Genomic DNA, 18,765 nt, shown 5'->3' with positions numbered 1-18,765 from the left:
AGAGAACGCGGACTGATCACCGCCGTCGGCGACGACGCCGACGTCCTGCCGCGGGTCGGCCCGCACACCCGCGTGGTCGACGCGCTGGGTCGGCGCGCCGTCCCCGGCCTCAACGACTCGCACCTGCACGTCATCCGGGGCGGCCTCAACTACGTGCTGGAACTGCGCTGGGACGGCGTGCCCACGCTGCGCCAGGCGCTGGCCATGCTGCGTGCCCAGGCCGAGCGCACCCCACCGGGCCAGTGGGTCCGGGTGGTGGGTGGCTGGTCCGCCGACCAGTTCGCCGAGCGTCGACTGCCCACCCTCGCCGAACTCAACGCCGCCGCCCCCGACACCCCGGTGTTCGTGCTGCACCTGTACCAGTCGGCGCTGCTCAACCGGGCGGCACTGCGGGCCGCGGGCTTCACCCGGAACACCCCCGACCCGGTCGGCGGGCAGATCGTGCGTGCTCACGACGGCGAGCCGACCGGCATGCTGCTGGCCGCACCGGGCGCCCTGCTGCTGTACTCCACGCTGGCCACGGCTCCGACCCTGGACGAGGCCGACAAGGCCGCCTCCACCCGGCACTTCCTGCGCGAGCTCAACCGCTTCGGGCTCACCTCCGCCATCGACGCGGCGGGCGGCTTCCAGAGCTTCCCGGAGAACTACGGCACCGTCACGGAGTTGGCGAAGAACGGCCAGCGCCGGGCAGGAGCTGGACGACCTGCGGCGCTGGGTGGAGACCGTCCGACCCGGCGACGGGGACGAGTGGCTGCGACTCAACGGAGCCGTGGAGAACCTCACCTGGGCGGCCGCCGACTTCGAGAACTTCTCCGAGGCGCGCCCCGAACTCGGCCCGTACGAGGCCGGGTTCGAGCAAGCGGTGCGGCTGCTGATGGAGCACGACTGGGGCTTCCGGCTGCACGCGAGCTACGACGAGACGATCCGCCGCGATCTGGCGGTCTTCGAGCGGCTGGCCGCCGAGGGCCTGTTCCCCGGTGGGAACCGGTGGCTCTTCGACCACGCCGAGACGGTCTCCGCCGCGAGCCTGGAGCGGATCGCGGCGCTCGGCGGCGCCGTCTCGGTGCAGAACCGGATGTCCTTCCAGGGCGAGGCGTTCGTCCGGCGCTACGGCGCGGCCGCGGCCGCCGACGCCCCGCCGGTGCGGGCGATGCTGGAACGCGGCCTGACGGTGGCCGTCGGCACCGACGCCACCCGGGTCTCCTCCTACAACCCACGGGTGGCCCTGCACTGGCTGGTCTCCGGACGGGCCGTCAGTGGACGCGCGGTCCGCCCGGCCGCCAACCGGCTGAGCCGCGAGGAGGCACTGGAGCTGTACACCCTCGGCGGCGCCCGGCTCACCGGTGAGGAGGAGGTCAAGGGCCGTCTTCGGGTGGGCTGTTACGCCGACCTCACGGTGCTCAGCGCGGACTACCTCACCGTCCCCGAGGCGGACATCCCGCACATCGAGTCGGTGCTCACCGTAGTCGGCGGCCGTATCGTGTACGGCGTCCAGGAGCACGAGGGCCTCGCCCCCGAGCTGCCGGCCGTGGTCCCGCTGTGGAGCCCGGTGGCACGCTTCGGCGGCTACCAGGCCACCCCGGCGCCGAGCCTGTCCGGTGTCCGGCAGGCCGAGCGGCTGGCCGAGGCGGCGGCCGACTCCGACGAGCAGCGCGCCTGGCGCGCGGCCCGCGGCCACTGGGTGCCCGGACAGGGCGGCGGCCCCGCACTCGACGACCCCTGTTTCCTCTGAATCGCCCGCTTCCGGCCTGACCGGTCGAACCATCGTGCGCCGCCGAGCCCTTGCCGCTTGGCGGCGCACGGCGTTGCCCGGCGGGAGCCGTGAATGGACCACCCACGTGACAGATCTCGATGGTCTCTGCTGCCCGAGGTTCTGGCGACGCAGCCGGGGGAGTTCCTCTCGCTCAGGGCTGGTCAGCCGCCCGGCAGGCCTTCTCACGGCCGCAAGCCGCTTCGCACCACGCTCAGCGGACACGAGGGCGCGGCCCTGGTCGACGTACCCGCCGGCAGCTTCGCCGCTGGCTGCGGAGGGAGAGCTTCACCCTGGCACGCCTGCTGGCTCCTGCACAGCGAGTACGGCGAAGCCGACGACGAAGACCTCGGCACCAGCGCGCCGGCCGCGAACGCTTCGCCCAGCTCGTCCGCGACACTGCCGCCCGCCACCGCGGCCGCCTCATCCGAGCCGCCGCCCTACGAACCCACACGCCGCCGACCGGCTGGTTCTCCATGGGTAACGGGAGCTGTACTTTCGGGTGCCGCCGAAGCGGCGGTCGGCAACGGCGGGTGCGCCGCTGGGTCCAGAGCTCAATGGTCGTCCTGTCCACTTGTCGTGCCCAATCGCACCGTTTTGCGCTCCGCTGCGGGCGGCGGCCGGCCGTACCGCCGGGGTGCTCACGGCCCGGCCGAACCCGGTGGCCCTTCGAACGGGCCGGCGAGCGCGTCGGTGATCCACCCGCCCTAGAAGCGGCCACCCTTGGCGCGCACCGTCTCGCCGTGAACCGTGCACAGGTCCACCACTCCGGGGTAGCACGCCAGACGGCCGCTCACTCCTCGTGGACGGGCTTCGGATGGGAACAGCCCCAGGCCGCCCGCGCCGCTGTGCGCTGCCCGACCCGCGCGTCCCAGGAGCGGGCCCGCCCCTTCCACTCGCACACGCTCACACCCTCCCGGGACGTGAGGAACTCGGTGACAACGTCATCCGGGGGAGGTAGTGCACCGGCGGGTGGCTCGTCTCCAGCACACGCGCCGCCTCGGCCGCGGAGGCGATCAGCACCCCGGCGAACCGCACCGCGATCCGCGTCCGGCGAGCAGAGTGGACGGCCGGTGGGTGCGGGTGGTCACGCACCGGTTCGAGGCCGGACCGCCGGTCATCACGCCGCCGTGCGGTCCGGTGCGGGGAGCAGCCCAGCCGAGCCGGCGTCGGGCGTGATCGCGGCGCGCAGCCGAAGGAGCCCGTCGCGGACGCGGGTCTTGACGGTGCCCAGCGGCACGCCGGTCCGGTGCGCGATCTCACGTTGCGTGTACCCGCCGTAGTAGGCCAGCACCACGGCCTCGCGTTGCGCCGCGCTCAGCTGCCGGAGCGCGGACCGGACCCGTCGGCGTTCGAGCGATCGCAGCGCCTGCTCCTCCGGGGGGTCACCGGGGCAGGTCTCCCGGAGCCCGACCCGCCGGTCGCGTTCGGCGGACGCCTGGACGGCCCGCACCCGGTCCACGGCCCGGCGGTGCGCGCAGACCAGCACCCAGGTCATGACCGCGCCACGCTCCGGCCGGTACGCGGCAGCGGTGCGCCACACCTCCAGCAGGACTTCCTGGGCCACCTCCTCTGCGTGCGCCGGGCTGTGCAGGGTCCGTAGCACGACCCCGTAAACCGGCCCGGCGATCACGCTGTACAGCAACTCGAAGGCCGCCTCGTCGCCCCGGGCGACCCGGCCCACGAGCTGGGGCATTTCCTCGGCCGTCGGGCTGCGGCGAACGACGGAACGTCTGCCGCACTCGGTCCTCGTTGGCGTCTTCACACCGTCACGGTGCAGCGATTCGCCCCGGAAAGCCCAGTCGCAGCGTTTGTGCAGCGCACTCTGCCGCACACCCCGTGAAACGCTGCGCCTTCGGTGCGAGTGGGGCGGGAGCTTACCGCGGCCAATGCTCGCCACGGGCCGCACGGCGGCCATGGACTCACTCGGAACGGGAGCGGACCATGAAGCTGCACGACGAACTTCCGGTCGACAATCACCTCTCGCAGATCTACCGCGCGGGCGCCGGCCTGTGCGGAGCGGCGCTACTGGTCTTCGGCTGCCTCGGGCTCACGAACGGTCTGGCGTTCTTCAGCACCAGCGGCGAGCGGATCGCCGGCCTGTCCAGCAACGGCCTGCTCAGCCTGGTCTCGGTGGTGACGGCCGTGGTACTGATCGCCGGCGCGCTGATCGGCGGCAACGCGGCCTCCACGGTCAACATCACCGTCGGCGCGCTGTTCGTCCTCAGCGGCTTCGTCAACCTCGTCCTGCTGGACTCGCCCGCCAACATCCTGGCCTTCCGCATCCAGAACGTGCTCTTCAGCTTCGCCATGGGCCTGGTGATCGCCACCTTCGGCATGTACGGCCGCGTCAGCGGCAAGCTGCCCCTCGACAACCCCTACTGGCGCCAGCGCCACCCCCGACCCGCCGACCGGGACAGTGCGCCGGCCCTCCCCGACGGCTCCCGGCCGCCGGTACTCCCCGGGCGGCCGGTGTGAGCGGCCCGTGCCCGCACTGGCTGTTCGGCGACCAGCTCGGGCCGCACTTTCTCGCCCCGGGCGAGGGCGGCCCGGACCCGGACGCGCCGGTGGTCATGATCGAGGCCCGCTCGGTGCTTCGCCGGCGGCGGTTCCACCGGGCCAAGGCGCATCTGGTCCTGTCGGCGATGCGCCACGCCGCCGAGGCGCTCGGCGACCGGGTGCGCTACGTCCGGGCCGACACCTACCGCGAGGGCCTGGCGAAGGCCGTAGGCCGTCGCCGGACCACCGTCTGCCACCCGACCTCGCGCGCTGCCCTCGGCCTGGTGCGCGACCTCGACCAGGTCAGGGTGCTGCCGCCACGCGGCTTCCTGGTCCCCTTCGCCGACTTCCGCCGCTGGGCCGGCGAACCCGGCGAGCGGCGGCTGCTCATGGAGGACTTCTACCACCGGGTGCGCCGCGCCGAGCACCTGCTGCTTGAACCGGACGGCAGCCCGGTCGGCGGCCGCTGGAACCTCGACCGGGACAACCGCGAACCGCCGCCGAGGGGAGCTACCGCCCTGCCGCTGCCGGCCCCGTTCGAGCCCGAGGAGGACGGCATCGACGAGGAGGTCCGGGCCGATCTGGACCGTTGGGAGCGCGCCGGGGAGGTCGCCTTCGTCGGCCGGGACGGCCCGCGCCGCTTCGCCGCGACCCGGCCGGAGGCCGAGCGGGCGCTCGCGCACTTCGTCGCCCACCGCCTGGCCGACTTCGGCCGCTACGAGGATGCCATGCTCCTCGCCGACCCGTGGCTGGCCCACAGCGCCCTGTCCGTCCCGCTCAACCTCGGCCTGCTCGACGCCCGCGAATGCGCGCGTGCCGCCGAGACCGCGTACCGGGCGGGCCGGGTACCGCTCAACAGTGCCGAGGGATTCGTACGACAGATCGTCGGCTGGCGCGAGTACGTCTGGCAGCTCTACTGGCACCTCGGCGAGGGATACCGAGACGCCAACCGCCTCCGCCACCACGAACCTCTTCCCAGCTGGTTCCGCGACCTGGACGCCGATGCCGTCACCGCCCGCTGCCTGTCCCACGTCCTCGCCGAGGTCCGCGACCACGGCTGGGTCCACCACATCCCCCGGCTCATGGTGCTCGGCAACTGGGCCCTCCAGCACGGCTGGGACCCACGGGAGTTGACTGACTGGTTCCACCGCTGCTTCGTGGACGGCTACGACTGGGTGATGACCGCCAACGTGGTCGGCATGTCCCAGTTCGCCGACGGCGGCCTGATCACCACCAAGCCCTACGCGGCCGGCGGCGCCTACCTGAACCGCATGGGCAACCACTGCCGCCCCTGCCGCTACCAGCCCACCGAACGCCTCGGCGACCGCGCCTGCCCCTTCACCACCGGCTACTGGGCCTTCGTCCACCGCCACCAGGACCTCCTCGCCGCCAACCACCGCACCGCCCGGGCCGCCGCCGGCCTGCACCGGCTGACCGGCCTGTCCGAAGTCCTGGCCGCCGAACACACCCGCGGCCAGTCACCGCCGTGAGGCGGCCAGGTCCGCCGCCACTTCCCGGGCCGCCCGCCTCCCCGACGCCGGCGCGCCCTGGACCGAGGGCGTCGCCCGGTGGTCCCCGCACACGTGGCGGCCCGGCGCGAAGCGCGTGCGACGGCTGAGCGACCGCGGGGGCCGCAGCCGCCGAGAGCGCTTCGGCGATCCGGTGGCCGGCGGCTCCCACGCCGAGCAAGAGTTGCCCCGTCGGCAGCCTGGCCGCCGGGGCTGCCCCGGGACGGCCCCCATGCCGTCCTGCGGCAGGCAGAGGGTGCCGCGCGCCATGCCGCTCCGTACCAGGTGGAATCACCTCAACTACGTCCCGTGACATCGCGCTCGCCGCTCTTTCCCTCCGCACGCTGCGGCTGGTCCGCGGGGCGGCTGGCGCCGCACGTGGTCCGGTAGGCGTCGGCCAGGGACGCGGCCATGGCGTCGATGCCCAGCCGCTCGCGCACCGTCGCGGCTCCGGCTTCTGCCATCGCCGCCAGTTCCGGCACGGGGGTGGAGACCAGGGAGCGCAGGCCGTCGGCGAGCCGCTCGACCGAATGGGTGGCCAGCAGTCGTCCGTTGACGCCGTCGTGCAGGTAGTGGGAGGCCCCGCCGCGCTGCGGGGCGGCCACCGGAAGGCCCGCCTCCATGGCTTCCAGTACAGCCAGGCCGAACTCCTCCTTGGCGCTGGGGCATACATACAGGACGGTTCCTGGCCCGCGTTGCGCCAGCGCCCTCTCCAGTAGCCGCACCTGCCGGTTGGGCAGCGCGGGCCACAGGGCGGCGCGCCGCTCGGCCACGGGATCGGTCGCCAGGTGCTGAGCGAGCCGGGCGCGGACCGCCGCTTCGTCCGGGGTCGGGACCGTGGGGGATCCTCCGACCAGCAGCAGCGTGGTGCGGTGGTGCAGGCCCGCGAGGACCCAGGCTTTCACCAGGTGCTCCTGCTGCTTGACGGGGTGGAGCCGTCCTACACAGAGCAGAAGCGGCAGTTCGCGGTCCTCGGCTTCAAGGCCGCTCGCACTCGCGCCGCCGTACAGGCGGGCCAGCTGGCCGTGTGCCGTGTCGTCGTCGGCCGCGGCGGGATGAAAGGGGGCGATGCCCTCGGGCTGGATGTGCACCGGGCGCTCCGCCAGCTGGGGGAAGTGCGCCGCGAGCTCCTGCCCTCCTGGTGCCGCGGGCATGGCCACCAGCAGGTCGGCGCGCGCCACGAGACAGTCGGCGACGAAGATCCGGTGCAGGTCCAGGCGCAGCGCGCGGGCCGCGTCGCCAGTGTGCTCCGGTGGCAGGCCGGCGTGCCGTTCGTCGATCGTGCGGTGGGGGTCGGGGGTGACGGTGAACGCGAGTTTCGCGCCGCGGCGGCGGGCGGTGCGGGCGACGGCGAGTGAGGCGTCATCAGCGAATCTGACGTGCGTGATGTCCGGGCGGTAGCCCGGGAGTTCGAAGATCCGGGCGGTCCACCAGGCCAGTGCCGCCTGGTGCTCGACGGCGGTGTGCGGATCCAGCGGCTGCGGCGAGTCGACGGGCAGCCGGACCAGCAGATGGGATCGGCCCGATGGCTGGGCCAGGTCGCAGCGGTCGGCTTCCGTGGGCCGGGCCGTGGTGAGGGTGAGAACCCGGGCGACGCTGTTCTGTGCGGTCAGGGACGGGCCCAGCCCGGTGAGGAGCACGCTCATGCCGCCGCTGAGTCCGGCGCCGGGTTCCTCCAGTCGGCCCAGCAGCATCGATTGCGCGACGACCAGGGATCCCGGCGGGGGCTCTTCCAGGACCGCGAACGCCGCCCTGAACCGCCGGCCGGACGGGTCCGCGGGGTCGGCCCGCCCAGCCGCAGGCGGCGAGCAGGAGCCGCTCGTAGCCGTCCCTGCCCTCACCGGGGTCAGGCAGCAGGCGGTGGCCGCCGGGCACCCCCGACAGGTAGCGCCACAGCGCGTGAGCCGCCCTGCGGCCGGGGGCCCGGTGCTGGAGGGCTTCCACGGATGAGAGCGGTCGCAGCCCGTTCGCGTCCGCCACGTCCAGCAGGAATCCGGTCTCCGCCGGGCCGGGATCGGCGAGCAGCCGGCGGCGGATCTCGGCGGTGGCGCTCGCCCCTGCGTCGAGGCGGGCGCTGCGTTCCCAGGCTTCCGCGAGGGCGGTCCGCTCCCACACCTGGAGATCCGGCGCCGCCCCGGCGGCGGCCAGGATCCACGCCGGAACCGTGCTCTCGCGCCGGACGAGCCGGCGAAGCCACGCCGTTCGCCGGTCGGCGACGGACAGCGCCGCGTCCGGGCGGCCGCAGGACCCGCCGTACTCGGCCCGGGCCAGTCGGCTGAGCAGGTCGCGGCCGGGTACCGCGCTGAGGTCCTCGGCCCAGTGGCACCTGCGCCAAGCGGCAAGTGCCCCGGCGCCGGCGAGCCCGCTTCGCGGAGGTGCTGCCAAGGCCGGTGTCAGGTGGTGGGTCATCGCGTTTCCTCCCGTGCCGCTGTCCGTTCGACGGCGCCTTCGGAGCCGGGCCGCACAACGGTTTGGGCCCAGGCCGCGACCGGCGCCACGTACCCTGTCCGGGCCGGTATCGACGGCATCGGTGGCACGAGCTTCCGCCCGGGGCAGCACCGGTCGCCCGGACGTGGCACCGGGCTCCCGGCATCATCGAAGGCCGCTCGCGCGGCGACACCCCGAAGGAGGACAGCATGGCCCGCGTCGTCGTGATCAGCCCGCCCTTCCACTCCCACGCCCGGCCGCTGGCCGCGCTCGGCTCCGCGCTGAAGCGGTACGGCGCCCGCGTCGACTTCGCCTGCACCCCCGCGTTCGCCGACCTCGCGACCCGCGCCGGCCTCGGGTTCGCCGAACTGGCAGTTACCCGCAACGCCAACACCGGCGTCGCCGAAGCGACCCGGCAGGGCCGGGCCGAGGCCGCTCGCCTGCGCGACTTCCTCGACGCCACCCACCACGGCCCGACCGCGACCCTCCTCGTCCAGGCCCGCCACCGCCGCGCCGACATGCTTCCCGACCCCGAGGACGTCCTGCGCGGCCTCGCCGACCTCGACCGGCGCCTGCGCCCGGACTGGTACCTCGTCGATCAGCTCTCCTACTCCGCGACCCTCGCCCTGCACTGCCTCGACCTGCCCTACGCCACCTTCTGCCCCGGTCACCCCAGCTACCTGCCGGCCTCCCCCGACGCCTTCTTCGGGCTCCCCCACGCCTGGCCGGACACCCTGCGTCCGGCCGCCGCCGACCTCGCGCGACTGCGCGACGCGGCGGCGGCGAACGACACCGCGTTCACCGCCGCGTTCCAGGCGGTCGTCCGCCGCCAGGCGCCGGGCCGACCTGCGCCCGAGCGGGCGTTCACCCTGTGCTCGCCGCACGCCGTCGTCTTCAACTACCCGAGTCTGCCGTGGCTGCCGCCAGCCCCGGCCGGCCCCCGGGCCCTGTACGCCGGGCACCTGCTGTCCGACGCCGGCCCGGACCCGCTGGACGAGCACTGGCAGGCCGTGCTCGCCCGGTTGACGACGGACGGGCGCCCGCTGGTACTGCTGGCCCTCGGCACGTTCCTGTCCGCCCGCGACGACGTCCTGACCACCGCCGCGGCCGGGATCCTCCGGCACACCCCGGCCTCGGTGATCATGGCCGCCGGGGACCGCGTCGCCGCCGTCGCGGCCGACCCGGCACTGCGCGACGCCGACCCGGAACGGCTGCACGTCGCCTCGGTGATCCCGCAACAGGAACTGCTCCCGCACGCCTCCGCCATGGTCCACCACGGCGGCAACAACTCCTTCACGGAGTGCCTGCACGCCGGCGTGCCCGCTCTGGTCCTGCCGTTCTCCAGCGACCAGTTCGCCATCGCCCACGACGCCGAACGCGCCGGAGCCGGCCGCTGCCTGGACCCCAACACCCTCACCCCGGACGCCGCCGGCCACGCCGTCGCCGCCTTCCTCGCCGCACCACCACAACCCACCGAGGCCCTACCCGCCCGCCCGCACCCACGCGGCCCCGCCTGGGCCGCCCGAGAACTCCTGCAGTCCATGCCGACCCGCCCCTGACGCCTTCGGCACGCCACCAAGTCGGTTCACGCAAACGCTGCGACCGGCGCCACGCCGCAGCGAACGGATGCTGTATCGCAACCGGCGAACCAAAGGTGGCCGCACCATGCGCACTCCCCTGACCGGCCGCGAGCAGCGGCTGCTCGACGGCATCGAGTCCCACCTCCGGCGGGAGGATCCGGCGCTGGAGCGTCTGCTCGCAGTTCCCCCGGGTCTGCGGACGCGCCTGTGGCACCGGCCCCGTTTCCTGGCCGCCGCAGCCTCGGCCCTGGCCGCCCCGACTGCCGCCTGCGCGCTGTTGGCGGGCTCGGGTGCTGCCACCACACCCGTTGCCGAAGCCGGCGCGGGCGGGTCCGCGCCCGTGCTCCCGCTCGTCTTCCGGCGCCTGACACTACTGCGCGCCGGCTGATGGCGCCGGCTGCTCGCAGGAAGGGATCGCGCCGGGCCGGACGGCGGGAGGGCGGACGATGCACCAACGATGCGACTACCGGACCAACGAGCCTGCTCTCAGGCTGAAAGCCCAAGACCGATTCGAGCACGTCGGAGGGAAGTCATGGCCATCGTGCGACGACTCCACGAAGCCGGAATCACCAGCGAACACGCCTACGCGGCGGCATTCGGATCCATCGGCCTGTCCCTGCTGAGCTGGATCGCGTCGATGAAGGCCGAACAGGCCGGCGTTGAACGCGCCGACCGGTGGGGCATCTTTGTGGGCGAGTGGGCGCCCACGTTCTTCGGGCTCGGGCTGGCACTCGCCGGGTACGAACGCGAGGCGCCCACCGTCTCCTCCAAGGGTCGGCGGAGCGCGTGGCTCGACCACCCGGGCGACAAGACCGGGTGACCGGCCCGAGCCGCCGCCTGGGCCCCGCAGGACAATACCTGCGGGGCCCGCAGCGCTTCACTCACCCTCGTAAGCCCCGACGGAGCAGCTCGCAGACGGCCGCGGTACCGGTCCCCGGCAGCTCCGCCGATCTCCAGTGCAGCAACGCTGCGAGTTCCCCGCCCCACCGCCAGGAGCGCACCATCCGAGGCCTGAACGCCAGCAGGGGAGGTACGGATGATCATCGAACCGGTGACGGTGGACCCGGCCCGGCCATCGCACAAGACAGCGGCAGCCCGCAAAGCGGCGGGCCACGACGGAAAGGCGAACTGATGATCAGCGTCGAACGGAGCATGGTGATCGGGCGCCCTGCCGGGGAGGTGGTGAGGTACCTGGCGGACTTCGACAACACAGTGGAGTGGGATCCGGGCACCGTGGCCTGCGTGCGCCTGGACCCCGGTCCGCTCGTGGTAGGTGCGCGCTGGCGCAACACCTCGCGGTTCCGAGGGCGGCAAACCGACCTGGACTACCGCCTGGAGGAGTACGGGCCCGCCCGGCTGGTATTCGTCGGACACAACCGTACCGTCACGGCCACGGACGACATCACGGTCCGCGCAACCGAGGGCCGAACGCTCGTGGTCTACCGCGCGTCGTTGCACTTCCACGGCCTGGCGCGCCTTGCGGCGCCGTTCCTGCGGGCCGAGTTCGAGCGTCTCGCGAATGCGGTCGCCGAGCGCCTTCCCCGGGTGCTGGCCCAACGGTGACCCACCCCGGCGGGGAATCCGGTGCGTGCGGGTCGCACGCGCGCAGCCGGCCTGCGTCGCTCGCCCTGGGAGGAGACGGCGGTGGAGTTCGGCGGTGGAGTTCGGCGGTGGAGTTCGGCGGTGGAGTTCGGCGGATGGCGGCTGCTGGTGATGGACGCCACCGGTGTGATCGGGGCGCTGACCGGCGTCATCGTAGAGCGCCAGCTGTCGGGAACCGCTGCCTACCGGGCTGCCGAGGCCGCCCTGGCCGCCTGGCTCGAATCGGTGCGCGCCGAGCACCGCCGACAGGGTTTCACCCTGGTGGACGCACGCCTGCCGCGCCTGGACACCGGCTTCGCACAGCGCCCTCGCCGGAACGGTACCGCCGCTGCCGCCCGGCGCGGACCCGGGAATCCGGGTCTCGGCGGTGCTCGACCAACTGTCACCCAGGACCAGGATCCGCATGGAGGTGGCCATCCCAGCCGCCTCCGCCTTCAGCTCGCTCCCGGGCCCGCACACCAGGCCGCCCGGGTACCGATCAGCAGCCAGGCCATTTCCGCACATACTCATGCAGAGGCGCCGCAGAGCGATTCCAGCCCTCGCCCGGCCTCTCCGACCGCTCCTGCTCGAACAGCTTCCGCCTACGCCGATCAGACCTGACTCACCATCGGCTTAGACCAGCAGAAGTCAGCATCAGTCCGAGTCCACCCTCACAGATGCGCGAACACCTGAGAGATCAGCCCACGGCACGTCGAACCTGCACCGCCGCTGCGAGGAGGTCCGGCCGCCCTCCAGCGCTCGGGGCAGAAAGCCACGTCGACCTCTTTGCTCACACCATTCGCCCCGATATCACCTACTTACCGGATGGTCGACATGGCTCTGTGTGTGCGGTCAGGACGGCAAGGTGATCGACTGGGCGTGGTGGAAGACGTTCGTCTCGTCCCAGGTCTTCTTGGCCCGCTGCAGTCGGGCGTAGTTCTGCTTGTAGTAGAGCCGCTGGTAGGCCGGCTGTTTCTGGTCGGCCGTTCCGAGGTCGACGTCGGGGTAGTTCACATAGGCGCCGTCGGTGTCCGTGTCGATCTCCGGGATGCCGTTGGTGGCCCTGTAGACCGCTTGGTAGAGCCCGCCGAGGTAGGCCAGGTGCGCGGCGTCCTGCGCGGGGTCGGTCCAGTAGGTCTGGTACTGGAGCTTCATCACGGAGTCGCGCTGGGGGATCGCGGCTTCGGCGGGCTTGTGCTCGTTGATCCGACAGCCGTAGGAGTCGATCTGGACCAGCGTCTGGGTGAGATCCACGCCGGGGACGGTTTTGGTCAGCCACTCCCAGAAGGCGTCGATGTGTGTGGGGGTGAAGCGCCGCCGGTGGTAGGCGGACTTGTACTTGCCGCGCTGATTGGCCCCGGAGGGGTTCAGCGTCATGGTGGCCTGGAACCACGGCATCTGTCGGCGCTTGTCCGGATACGGCAGGAGCACGCCCCCGGCGGCGTAGCTCTGGACCACGGCCCTGCTCGTCAGCCCGGCCTCCATCGCGGCCAGGAACTCCTCCAGCGGCGCCGGATCGTCCTCGTCCCACTGGCTGAGCAGGACGACGTTCCCGTTCGTCCGGTGGGTGAGTTTGAGGATCGCGAAGAGGCCCCGGTAGACCGTCTCCTTCGGACCGCTGTGCTGGGCGAAGAAGGATCCGAAGTTTTCCACGAGGCGGCGGAAGTCCTCCGGGTGCTTGAGCAGGTCCGCCCAGGACCAGGCCACGCTGCTCAGCCAGACCCGTGGCGGCGGCTTGGGGAGGCGGGCGGCGAAGTGGTAGCGCAGGACGACGCCGAAGTTTCCGCCGCCCCCACCGGTGTGCGCCCAGAAGAGGTCGCTCTCCGGCGAGGTCGCGGGGTCGTCCCGGTGGGCCGTGGTCAGCTCCACCGTGCCGCCGCGGACCGTGACCACGTCCACCTGGACGAGGTGGTCGACGGTCAGCCCGTCTCTTCGGGAGAGCAGCCCGTACCCGCCGCCGCTGACGTGACCGCCCGCCCCGACCGAGTAGCACGACCCCGCGGGCAGCGTGACGCCGTACGTCCGGAACAGGCTGGTGTAGACGTCCCAGTTGGTCGCGCCGCCCTCGACGCAGTAGGTGGGGGCGCCGAACTTGTCCCGCGCCGCGCGGACACCGCGCAGAGTGCTGAGGTCGAGGATGACGCCCCGGTCGTTGTCGACGAACCCCTCGTAGCAGTGCCCGCCGCCCCGGATCGTCGGCCGCAGCCCCTTGTCGAGCGCGGTCTTCAGCGCCGCCACCACGTCCGCGTCGCTCCCCACCAGCCGGATGTAGGCCGGTCTGCTGGACCAGCGCTGATTGAAGCCCTGACTGAGCGTCTGGTACCGCGGATCGCCCGGGAGCACCGACTGCCCGCCGAGGACGCCGGGGGCGCCGGGGGCGCCGGCCGAATCGGCCGCGGCCGGGCCGGCCGCGCCGACCCCCAACGAAACGGCGGAAACCCCGGCGGCAGCCATTCCGGCACTGCCCAGGAACCCGCGGCGAGAGAATTCTTGACTCATGCCAGGACCCACTTTCTCGATTCTGAGAAGCTGGCGTCCGCACGCTAGCACGGGCATTCGCCCATGTGAATACCTGTACGAATTAGTGTGACTGTACGTCCTTTTCAATCCCCCTTCGAACCCTCCCGACTCAGAGCCATTGTCAGTGGCGCCGGTTAATGTCCCCTCGTCGACCCCGGGCCCCGGGGTGACAGCTCGATTCCGTGCCTCGCACCCCGGGCCGCACGACCCTCGGAGAATGTGATGCGAAATAAGAACGCCAATATGATGAATGCGCCTCGCGCGGGCGAATTCCCTGCGCTCGGCCACTGGACGACCCTGCCGGCCGTCATCGGCGGGGTCGGCCTGGTCACCCGTCGACGTCGTCGGGCCCGCGCAGGGCGGCCACGACCAGCCCGCGGATCTCGTCCGGCCGGACTCCCCCTCCGGCGACGAGCCGGTCGAAGACCAGCCCGTCCACGCAGGCCAGCAGGGCGAGGGTGCGGCCCGCCGGATCCGCCACGCCCGGCCCTGCCCGGCAATGAAGGCGCGGACGCCGGCGCGGGCCGCGCTCTCACCCGGGACGGCTCGCGCGCCCCCGGGAGTCCGGAGGTCCGCCCAGGGCGCCTTCCGAACGGGGCTGGAAGGCGCCCTGGACCCGCCGAGAACCGGTCCCCGACCCCTGCGGGAGGCGCCCGCGAGGCCCCCGGAACAGCCCCCGTCACCCGGAGGGAGCACGATCCGTGTGGCGTGGCTCACCATCGAAATTCCGAACTGACGATCCGTCAAGGTCGCTGACGGGTCGTCACATCTACCACGAGTAGGCCCAGTTACGAGCTGATGCAACGTCAGATTCATTCAGTTCAAGGCCAGTTGAGCAGAGTGTCGGGCAGTACGCCGTTCATCACACGGGGCTACCATCGGTGAGGTTGTCCGCTCCGGCCCCGGAGTGGGGTCACCCGATAGACTGAGTGGTCCCACCGCCCCAAGGGCCGGACACGGTCGGAACCAGGGGCGAGGACGAGGAGCGCACGGCAGCCATGACCGCTGAACCGAGCCACACAGAACAGACCGCGCGGGCCCCGCAGGCCCTCTTCCCCGGTCGCCCGGCTCCGGCCCCGCGCACCCTGGTCGACATCCTGGACGCCGCCGTCCGCGCCCACCCCAACGAGCCGGCCCTGGACGACGGGCACACCGTCCTCGGCTACCGGGCACTCGCCGCCGAGGTCGAGCAGCTGCGCCACCGGCTGAACGGCGCCGGGATCGGCCCCGGTGACCGGGTCGGCGTCCGCGTCCCCTCCGGCACCAACGACCTCTACATCGCCATCCTCGCCGTACTGGCCGCGGGCGCCGCCTACGTCCCGGTGGACGCCGAGGACCCGGACGAGCGCGCCCAGCTCGTCTTCGAGGAGGCCGCCGTGGCCGGCGTGCTCGGGGCCGAGCGCGTCCTGACCCTCACCGGCGACCCCCGGCCCGCCGTCCCCGCGGACACCCGGCCGACCCCCGCCGACGACGCCTGGATCATCTTCACCTCCGGCTCGACCGGCCGGCCGAAGGGCGTCGCCGTCACCCACCGCAACGCCGCCGCGTTCGTCGACGCCGAGGCCGCCCTCTTCCTCCAGGAGGAGCCGATCGGCCCGGGCGACCGCGTGATGGCCGGCCTCTCCGTCGCCTTCGACGCCTCCTGCGAGGAGATGTGGCTGGCCTGGCGCTACGGCGCCTGCCTGGTGCCCGTCCCCCGCTCGCAGGTGCGCAGCGGCGCCGATCTCGGCCCGTGGCTCGCCGAGCAGGAGATCACCGTCGTCTCCACCGTCCCGACGCTGGCCGCGCTCTGGCCCGCCGAGGCACTGAACGAGGTCCGGCTGCTGATCTTCGGCGGCGAGGCCTGCCCGCCCGAGCTGGTGCAGCGGCTGGTCACCGAGGGCCGCGAGGTGTGGAACACCTACGGCCCGACCGAGGCGACCGTGGTGGCCTGCGCCGCGCTGCTCACCGGCGACGGTCCGGTCCGGATCGGCCTGCCGCTGGACGGCTGGGACCTCGCCGTGGTCGACGAGGCCGGCGAGCCGGTCGCCGCGGGCGGCACCGGCCAGCTGGTGATCGGCGGCGTCGGTCTGGCCCGTTACCTGGACCCGGTCAAGGACGCCGAGAAGTACGCGCCGCTGCCCTCGCTCGGCTGGGACCGCGCCTACCGCAGCGGCGACCTCGTCGAGGCCGACCCCGAGGGCCTGCTCTTCCTCGGCCGCAGCGACGAGCAGATCAAGCTCGGCGGGCGCCGGATCGAACTCGGCGAGGTCGACGCCGCGCTGCAGGCCCTGCCGGGCGTCGCCGGTGCGGCCGCCGCCGTGCGGACCGCCCGCGGCGGCAACCAGCTGCTGGTCGGCTACCTGGTCACCAAGGACGGCTGGGACCGGGAGGCCTCGGTCGAGCGGCTGCGCGCCGAGCTGCCCGCGGCTCTGGTGCCCCTGCTGGCCTCCGTGGAGTCCCTGCCCACCCGTACGTCCGGCAAGGTCGACCGCAACGCGCTGCCCTGGCCGCTGCCCGACCTGGAGACCGCCGGGCCCACCGAGCAGCTCTACGGCACCGAGGCCTGGCTGGCCGAGCAGTGGACCGAGATCCTCGGCGTGCCGGTCGGCGGCCCGCGCGAGGACTTCTTCGCCATCGGCGGCGGCAGCCTGGCCGCCGCCCGGCTCACCACCCTGCTGCGCGCCCGCTACCCGAGCGCCGCCGTGCTGGACATCTACCAGCAGCCGACGCTGCGCAAGCTCGCCCGCCATCTGGAGCGGTCGGTGGCGGACAGCGGCGAGACCCGCACCGTCGCCCTGGTGCCGACCAGGGCAAAGCTGCTCCAGCTGCTCCTGCTGATTCCGCTCTTCACCGTGGTCGGCCTGCGCTGGACGGTCGCCCTGCTCACCCTCGGCAATGTGCTCGCCTGGTTCGGCGACTACCCCTGGGCACCGACCGCCTCGTGGTGGGTGGTCGGCGCGGGCGCGCTGGCGCTGTTCTCCCCGGCCGGCCGGCTCGCCATCGCGGCCGGCGGCGCCCGGCTGCTGCTGCGCGGCCTGCGGCCCGGCAGCTACCCGCGCGGCGGCAGCGCCCATCTACGGCTCTGGACCGCCGAGCGGCTGGCCGAGGTCAGTGGCGCGACCTCGCTCTCCGGAGCCTGGCTGACCCGCTACGCGCGGGCGCTCGGCGCCAAGGTCGGCCCGGAGGTGGACCTGCACTCGATGCCGCCGGTGACCGGGATGCTCAAGCTGGGCCGGGGCTGCGCCGTCGAGGCCGAGGTCGACCTCTGCGGCTACTGGCTGGACGGCGACCGGCTGGAGGTCGGCCAGGTCAAGGTCGGTTCGGGGGCCGTGGTCGGCACCCGCTCGACCCTGCTGCCCGGCGCCCGGGTCGGCAAGCGGTCGCACGTGGTGGCCGGTTCCAGCGTCACCGGGCACGTGCCGACCGGCCAGCGCTGGGGCGGCGCGCCCGCCGCCAAGCTGGGCCGGGCCGAGCGGACCTGGCCGAAGGACCGGCCGGCCCGCCAGGCGCGCTGGGCGGCGCTCTTCGGCGCCAGCGGCACAGCGCTCAGCCTGTTGCCGGTGCTGCCCGCCCTCGCCGGGCTCGTGGTGCTGTCCCGCTTCGTCCAGCCCGGCCAGGACCTCGGTGCCGCGCTCGGCGGCGCCCTGCTCGGCCTCCTCCCGGCCACCCTGGCCTACGGCCTGGTGTACGCGGCGCAGCTGGTGGCGGCCGTGCGGCTGCTCAGCATCGGGCTGGCCCCGGGCGTGCACCCGTTGCACGGCCGGATCGGCTGGCAGGCCTGGACGGTCACCCAGCTGATGGACCAGGCCCGCGAGATCCTGTTCCCGCTGTACGCGGGTCTGGTCACGCCGCTGTGGCTGCGGGCGCTGGGGATGAAGGTCGGCCGGGGCGCCGAGGTGTCCACCGTGCTGGCGCTGCCGAGCCTGACCACGGTCGGGGACGGCGCGTTCCTGGCGGACGACACCCTGATCGCCCCGTACGAGCTGGGCGGCGGGTGGCTGCGGCTCGGTGAGGCGAAGGTCGGTGAGCGGGCGTTCCTCGGCAACTCGGGGATGACCGCTCCCGGGCGGGCCGTCCCGGCGCGCGGGCTGGTGGGCGTGCTGTCGGCGACGCCGAAGAAGGCCAAGAAGGGCAGCTCCTACCTGGGCATGCCGCCGATGCGGCTGCCGCGCTCGGCCGACCAGGCCGACCAGAGCCTCACCTACGAGCCGCCGGCCCGGCTGCTCTGGGCCCGCGGGCTGGTGGAGGTGGCCCGGCTGCTGCCGGTGCTGGCCTCCGGCGCGCTCGGTGCGCTGACCCTCGCGTCGCTCTCCTGGCTGTCGGCGAACTGGTCCCCGGTGGCGGCGGCGCTGCTCTCCGGGCTGGTGCTGCTCGCGGCGGGCGGGGCGGCCTGCGTGGTCGCGGTGGCCGCGAAGTGGCTGCTGGTCGGGCGGTTCCGGGCGGTCGAGCACCCGCTCTGGAGCGGCTTCGTCTGGCGCAACGAGCTCGCGGACACCTTCGTCGAGGTCCTGGCGGTGCCGTGGCTGGTGGGCGCGGTCCCGGGCACGCCGGTCCTGAACGTCTGGCTGCGGGCGCTCGGCGCGCGGGTCGGGCGGGGTGTCTGGTGCGAGAGCTACTGGCTGCCGGAGGCGGACCTGGTCACCCTCGGTGACGGAGTGACCATCAACCGGGGCTGCGTGGTGCAGACCCACCTCTTCCACGACCGGATCATGCGGATGGATACTGTCATCCTCCGCGAGGGCGCCACCCTGGGCCCGGGCGGCATCGTGCTGCCCGGCAGTACGGTGGGCGCACGCAGCACCCTGGGCCCGGCCTCGCTGGTGATGCGCGCCGAGTCCGTCCCCGCCGACACGCGGTGGCTGGGCAACCCGATCGAGGTGTGGCAGGCCACCTCGTGACCGCCGCCCCCTCCGACCCG

General features: G+C 73.3%; 12 protein-coding genes and 3 pseudogenes. 9 read left to right on the top strand and 6 right to left on the bottom strand.

Annotated features, from left to right (window positions below):
- Nucleotides 1-9 precede the first annotated feature (9 nt).
- Nucleotides 10-1,732 (top strand): annotated as a pseudogene (locus ABZ497_RS12210) (amidohydrolase); the annotation flags it as partial.
- An 811-nt stretch (nucleotides 1,733-2,543) separates the two neighbouring features.
- Here the strand turns inward: ABZ497_RS12210 and ABZ497_RS12205 are convergent.
- Nucleotides 2,544-2,788, bottom strand: a pseudogene (locus ABZ497_RS12205) (DUF427 domain-containing protein).
- Nucleotides 2,789-2,870: 82 nt separating this feature from the next.
- The gene (locus ABZ497_RS12200; RefSeq protein ID WP_359804515.1) at nucleotides 2,871-3,446 is read right to left on the bottom strand and encodes a sigma-70 family RNA polymerase sigma factor; all 576 of its coding nucleotides are present in this window, start codon (nucleotides 3,444-3,446) and stop codon (nucleotides 2,871-2,873) included.
- Between the two features lie 248 nt (nucleotides 3,447-3,694).
- Here ABZ497_RS12200 and ABZ497_RS12195 point away from each other — a divergent pair, with 248 nt between their 5' ends.
- Both ABZ497_RS12195 and ABZ497_RS12190 read left to right on the top strand, forming a co-directional pair.
- Entirely contained in the window at nucleotides 3,695-4,228 is a 534-nt protein-coding gene (locus ABZ497_RS12195) for a DUF4383 domain-containing protein (RefSeq protein ID WP_359804514.1), read from the top strand.
- Nucleotides 4,225-5,739 (top strand): cryptochrome/photolyase family protein, encoded by a 1,515-nt coding sequence (locus tag ABZ497_RS12190; RefSeq protein WP_359804513.1) that lies wholly within the window; start codon nucleotides 4,225-4,227, stop codon nucleotides 5,737-5,739. The genes ABZ497_RS12195 and ABZ497_RS12190 overlap by 4 nt, the downstream gene beginning before the upstream one ends.
- On the opposite strand, the pseudogene ABZ497_RS12185 reads toward ABZ497_RS12190, so the two are convergent.
- Together ABZ497_RS12185 and ABZ497_RS12180 are read right to left on the bottom strand one after the other, a co-directional pair.
- Nucleotides 5,728-5,886 (bottom strand): annotated as a pseudogene (locus ABZ497_RS12185) (amine oxidase); the annotation flags it as partial. The gene ABZ497_RS12190 and the pseudogene ABZ497_RS12185 overlap by 12 nt on opposite strands.
- Before the next feature lie 167 nt (nucleotides 5,887-6,053).
- Nucleotides 6,054-7,403 carry a glycosyltransferase family 4 protein gene (locus tag ABZ497_RS12180; RefSeq protein ID WP_359804512.1) on the bottom strand — a complete coding sequence of 450 codons (1,350 nt, stop codon included), beginning with the start codon at nucleotides 7,401-7,403 and terminating at the stop codon, nucleotides 6,054-6,056.
- Between the two features lie 990 nt (nucleotides 7,404-8,393).
- Between ABZ497_RS12180 and ABZ497_RS12175 the strand changes: the two genes are divergently transcribed.
- The 5 genes from ABZ497_RS12175 to ABZ497_RS12155 all read left to right on the top strand — a co-directional run bounded on the left by ABZ497_RS12175 (nucleotide 8,394) and on the right by ABZ497_RS12155 (nucleotide 11,966).
- Nucleotides 8,394-9,743, top strand: coding sequence for a nucleotide disphospho-sugar-binding domain-containing protein (locus tag ABZ497_RS12175; protein ID WP_359804511.1), 1,350 nt, complete (start codon nucleotides 8,394-8,396; stop codon nucleotides 9,741-9,743).
- A 106-nt stretch (nucleotides 9,744-9,849) separates the two neighbouring features.
- On the top strand, nucleotides 9,850-10,152 hold the full coding sequence (locus ABZ497_RS12170) for a DUF3040 domain-containing protein (RefSeq protein ID WP_359804510.1): 303 nt from the start codon (nucleotides 9,850-9,852) through the stop codon (nucleotides 10,150-10,152).
- A 144-nt stretch (nucleotides 10,153-10,296) separates the two neighbouring features.
- A complete protein-coding gene (locus ABZ497_RS12165) occupies nucleotides 10,297-10,584 on the top strand; it encodes a hypothetical protein (protein WP_359804509.1) in 288 nt (95 codons plus the stop codon).
- A 311-nt stretch (nucleotides 10,585-10,895) separates the two neighbouring features.
- Complete coding sequence (locus ABZ497_RS12160) at nucleotides 10,896-11,327, top strand: SRPBCC family protein (protein WP_359804508.1); 432 nt, start codon at nucleotides 10,896-10,898, stop codon at nucleotides 11,325-11,327.
- A gap of 81 nt (nucleotides 11,328-11,408) precedes the next feature.
- Nucleotides 11,409-11,966: a hypothetical protein gene (locus ABZ497_RS12155; protein WP_359804507.1), complete on the top strand. Its 558-nt coding sequence runs from the start codon at nucleotides 11,409-11,411 to the stop codon at nucleotides 11,964-11,966.
- Nucleotides 11,967-12,197: 231 nt separating this feature from the next.
- Here ABZ497_RS12155 and ABZ497_RS12150 read toward each other — a convergent pair whose 3' ends face one another.
- Both ABZ497_RS12150 and ABZ497_RS12145 read right to left on the bottom strand, forming a co-directional pair.
- The gene (locus tag ABZ497_RS12150; protein ID WP_359804506.1) at nucleotides 12,198-13,799 is read right to left on the bottom strand and encodes an FAD-binding oxidoreductase; all 1,602 of its coding nucleotides are present in this window, start codon (nucleotides 13,797-13,799) and stop codon (nucleotides 12,198-12,200) included.
- 394 nt (nucleotides 13,800-14,193) lie between these two features.
- Entirely contained in the window at nucleotides 14,194-14,346 is a 153-nt protein-coding gene (locus tag ABZ497_RS12145) for a hypothetical protein (RefSeq protein WP_359804505.1), read from the bottom strand.
- 517 nt (nucleotides 14,347-14,863) lie between these two features.
- Here ABZ497_RS12145 and ABZ497_RS12140 point away from each other — a divergent pair.
- Nucleotides 14,864-18,745 carry a Pls/PosA family non-ribosomal peptide synthetase gene (locus tag ABZ497_RS12140; RefSeq protein WP_359804504.1) on the top strand — a complete coding sequence of 1,294 codons (3,882 nt, stop codon included), beginning with the start codon at nucleotides 14,864-14,866 and terminating at the stop codon, nucleotides 18,743-18,745.
- Nucleotides 18,746-18,765: the final 20 nt, after the last annotated feature.

This window comes from Kitasatospora sp. NPDC005751 (assembly GCF_040630835.1).
GTDB lineage: Bacteria > Actinomycetota > Actinomycetes > Streptomycetales > Streptomycetaceae > Kitasatospora.
Note: the sequence above shows the minus strand (reverse complement) of the source record. Positions and strands in the feature narration are given on the sequence as shown.

What these genes read in the sequence shown, in the direction of transcription:
- ABZ497_RS12200 (WP_359804515.1), bottom strand. Translation starts at nt 3,446, where the DNA reads ATGCCCCAGCTCGTGGGCCGGGTCGCCCGGGGCGACGAGGCGGCCTTC.
- ABZ497_RS12165 (WP_359804509.1), top strand. Translation starts at nt 10,297, where the DNA reads ATGGCCATCGTGCGACGACTCCACGAAGCCGGAATCACCAGCGAACAC.
- ABZ497_RS12170 (WP_359804510.1), top strand. Translation starts at nt 9,850, where the DNA reads ATGCGCACTCCCCTGACCGGCCGCGAGCAGCGGCTGCTCGACGGCATC.
- ABZ497_RS12140 (WP_359804504.1), top strand. Translation starts at nt 14,864, where the DNA reads ATGACCGCTGAACCGAGCCACACAGAACAGACCGCGCGGGCCCCGCAG.
- ABZ497_RS12175 (WP_359804511.1), top strand. Translation starts at nt 8,394, where the DNA reads ATGGCCCGCGTCGTCGTGATCAGCCCGCCCTTCCACTCCCACGCCCGG.
- ABZ497_RS12195 (WP_359804514.1), top strand. Translation starts at nt 3,695, where the DNA reads ATGAAGCTGCACGACGAACTTCCGGTCGACAATCACCTCTCGCAGATC.
- ABZ497_RS12150 (WP_359804506.1), bottom strand. Translation starts at nt 13,799, where the DNA reads ATGGCTGCCGCCGGGGTTTCCGCCGTTTCGTTGGGGGTCGGCGCGGCC.
- ABZ497_RS12160 (WP_359804508.1), top strand. Translation starts at nt 10,896, where the DNA reads ATGATCAGCGTCGAACGGAGCATGGTGATCGGGCGCCCTGCCGGGGAG.
- ABZ497_RS12180 (WP_359804512.1), bottom strand. Translation starts at nt 7,403, where the DNA reads ATGAGCGTGCTCCTCACCGGGCTGGGCCCGTCCCTGACCGCACAGAAC.